The organism is Shewanella sp. MF08487, assembly GCF_050848685.1.
Lineage (GTDB): Bacteria > Pseudomonadota > Gammaproteobacteria > Enterobacterales > Shewanellaceae > Shewanella > Shewanella glacialipiscicola.
In genome coordinates, this window is record NZ_JBOZPB010000054.1 from 1 (window position 1) to 2,514 (window position 2,514).

Annotated in this window: 5 protein-coding genes; 4 read left to right on the forward strand and 1 reads right to left on the reverse strand. The window is 42.6% G+C overall.

The genetic code is table 11. The features are described 5' to 3' along the window. Window positions 1–435 (reverse strand): helix-turn-helix domain-containing protein (locus tag ACRN9H_RS19535; protein WP_432315866.1); only part of this gene is annotated, 435 nt, incomplete at its 3' end. 148 nt (window positions 436–583) lie between these two features. Between ACRN9H_RS19535 and ACRN9H_RS19540 the strand changes: the two genes are divergently transcribed. The 4 genes from ACRN9H_RS19540 to ACRN9H_RS19555 are packed head-to-tail and all read left to right on the forward strand — an operon-like array spanning window position 584 to window position 2,396. Beyond that, window positions 584–1,702 carry a phage/plasmid replication protein, II/X family gene (locus ACRN9H_RS19540; RefSeq protein WP_432315868.1) on the forward strand — a complete coding sequence of 373 codons (1,119 nt, stop codon included), beginning with the start codon at window positions 584–586 and terminating at the stop codon, window positions 1,700–1,702. 11 nt (window positions 1,703–1,713) lie between these two features. Beyond that, window positions 1,714–2,019 (forward strand): G5P family DNA-binding protein, encoded by a 306-nt coding sequence (locus ACRN9H_RS19545; RefSeq protein WP_220774050.1) that lies wholly within the window; start codon window positions 1,714–1,716, stop codon window positions 2,017–2,019. 15 nt (window positions 2,020–2,034) lie between these two features. Beyond that, a complete protein-coding gene (locus ACRN9H_RS19550) occupies window positions 2,035–2,220 on the forward strand; it encodes a hypothetical protein (protein WP_263149281.1) in 186 nt (61 codons plus the stop codon). Further along, a complete protein-coding gene (locus tag ACRN9H_RS19555) occupies window positions 2,211–2,396 on the forward strand; it encodes a hypothetical protein (protein WP_173244884.1) in 186 nt (61 codons plus the stop codon). The genes ACRN9H_RS19550 and ACRN9H_RS19555 overlap by 10 nt, the downstream gene beginning before the upstream one ends. Window positions 2,397–2,514 lie beyond the last annotated feature (118 nt).

The following is a 2,514-nucleotide window of genomic DNA, read 5'->3' on the forward strand; positions in this document are numbered from 1 at the left end:
TTCTTCTTCTGCAACATAAACCTCACTAGGAGGCAGTTTTTGCAAATCATCAGAACCAAAACCATGGCTATCTTTAAGTGCCTTTTCTAAAGAGTTTAGGAATGATGTTTTCTCATCAATACACTCATAAAGAATTGAGGTGAATGTAACGTCATCTATTAATACTTTGATAGATGCTACTTTTTTCATAAATCCAATAGGGTCTATGCGTGTCTCACTAGCTATTTCTCCGCTACAAATTTCTTTTTCAGTAATCTTAAGAAGCTGGCTTAGTTGGGTAACTTGGCTAGCTTTAGGTTCGGTTAAATCCCTTTCCCACTTGCTTACCGTTTGCACAGTCAGCCCTAACTGTTCAGCGATATCTTCTTGCTTGATATTTAGAGCAATCCGCCTGTCTTTTAGTACGCTACCAATACTCATGTTTAAGTTTTCCATGCTGACACCTACTTTAATATTAGTTTACACCCACTTTTGTTTGGCCTATTATCATGCAGTATATTTGTGTGTGTTCACATAAACAAATGTTTAAGTGAAACATCTTGACAGGGTTTTTAGCGAATTGTTTTTCATCGACCGTTTATTCATGCAACAAGACTATCCAGAGGGCAATTTGCCGCTGGTCGGTCGGCATGTAATTGAACGGTTCGAACTAGAAACGGGTGAGCATTTACCTCCATCGGTTAATCAGAAAATCCTCGAAGGTTCTTACAGCACCAAATTAACCATCCGTTGTGATGGGCAGCGGGTGAGGGTGGAAGGCAATCCGTCTCGCTGGCAACGCATGGATAACCTTTTTGGCTTGCAAACGCTTGATGAATGCGTGGCGATTTTTAATCACGTACTCGCTCAATATGATTTGCCACCGTTCACCAAAAATACCCACATCTCATACCGCCAAACACCAGATGGTAAAACGACTCAGCTTGTTGGTAATGGTGCTGAAATCACCGCCATCGACTGGACGGTTAATCATCAAGTAGGCAAGGGCAAAGAGGCCTCATTTATCCGTGGTATGTCGTCGATGCAAATTGGCCGAGGTCGTAAACCCAAGCTTTATCCAGATGGCCACACGTGCAACTGGGGTGAAGGTTCTACATGGATAATGACCAAGCTTTACAACAAAGCTATTGAATTACAAAGACATCTGAATAAAGAACTCCGTAAAAAAGCCGGTGTACCTATCGATAGACTTAACTACCTAGAAAACCTCATTAAATACTGTGAAAGCACAGGTGTTGTACGCGAAGAACACAGCTTAAGACAGGCTTTGCTCAAACGTCATACGCTGCAATTTTATGGCCGAGTCACCGAACAAGACTTTTATCCGCACCTAAAAGAGATCGAGACCGCTATGCAAACCATACATATATCACATGATGAACATCAAACAATTGCAGACCAATTAATGACTTTAGGTGTAGTGAAAAGTCGCCAAGCTGCTAATGCAACTCAATGTTACGCATTGATGTGGCAACACGGAGCAGACCTAAGAACCACGCTTAAATCATCACAGTTTTATGAACATAAAGCGCGCCTTAAGGCTATCGGCATTGATATAGGTCAGCAGTTCGATGTGAGCCGTATGTGTCCAACACTAAAGCGTTCAGAAGTTATTGAAGTTAAACCGCTAATCGTCCCGCACTGGTATCAATTACCGATAGTTGCACAATCCAATATTTTACCGTTCAAAGCCTACGCATAGGAGCTATAACCATGTTGAAAATTGAAATATTTCAAGAAGATGTAACCGTAACTGCCCGAAACATGCCACCGAAAGACGGAAAGCCTGGGCGAACCATTTATGAGCAAAGAGCTTACGCATATTTAGGCGGGAAATTTCCTGTTCAGATGAAGCTGCAAGTCGAAGACCCAACTAAGACGTATCAAGCCGGAGAATATGAAATAGATAGCTCAAGCTTTGTCGTAAACAATTTTGGCGGCCTTGAACTAAAACGCTTTGGCTTAACGATCACAGCTATCGGTAAAGCTGCGACAACAGCACCTAAAAGTAACTTTTAATCAGGAGCCATCATCATGGATGAATCACTAATCAATAGCGCAATCCAGCTACGCAATGACATACAAAGCATCAACGAGTTTTTACTGAAAGGCTTAGCGCCTGAAGATGCTCAACTGCAATTAATCGCTAAATCTTGCGTGTTACTGGGCGAACTTGACGACACACTAGAACAACTTAAGGACACAGCATCATGCAAATAATCCCTTATGATGGCGGCTACAGCATGGTTGAACGCCAAGACAAACCCGAGCTGCAATGTAACAACTGTAATAAGCCTTGGTGGTATGATGATTTCGACTCGATATTTATCCAGTGCCCACATTGCCAAGGCGAACTGCGAAGAGTCACGCCAGAAGAACCATTTAGACATCGCTAAGGCATAGCAAGGAATGCCGACGAGCGAAGCCTGAGCCGAGGAGAAATGACGCGCTAATGCCGATAACGACACTTATCGGCACATCTAATCCCTTTCATACAAAACTGCGCACAATGTA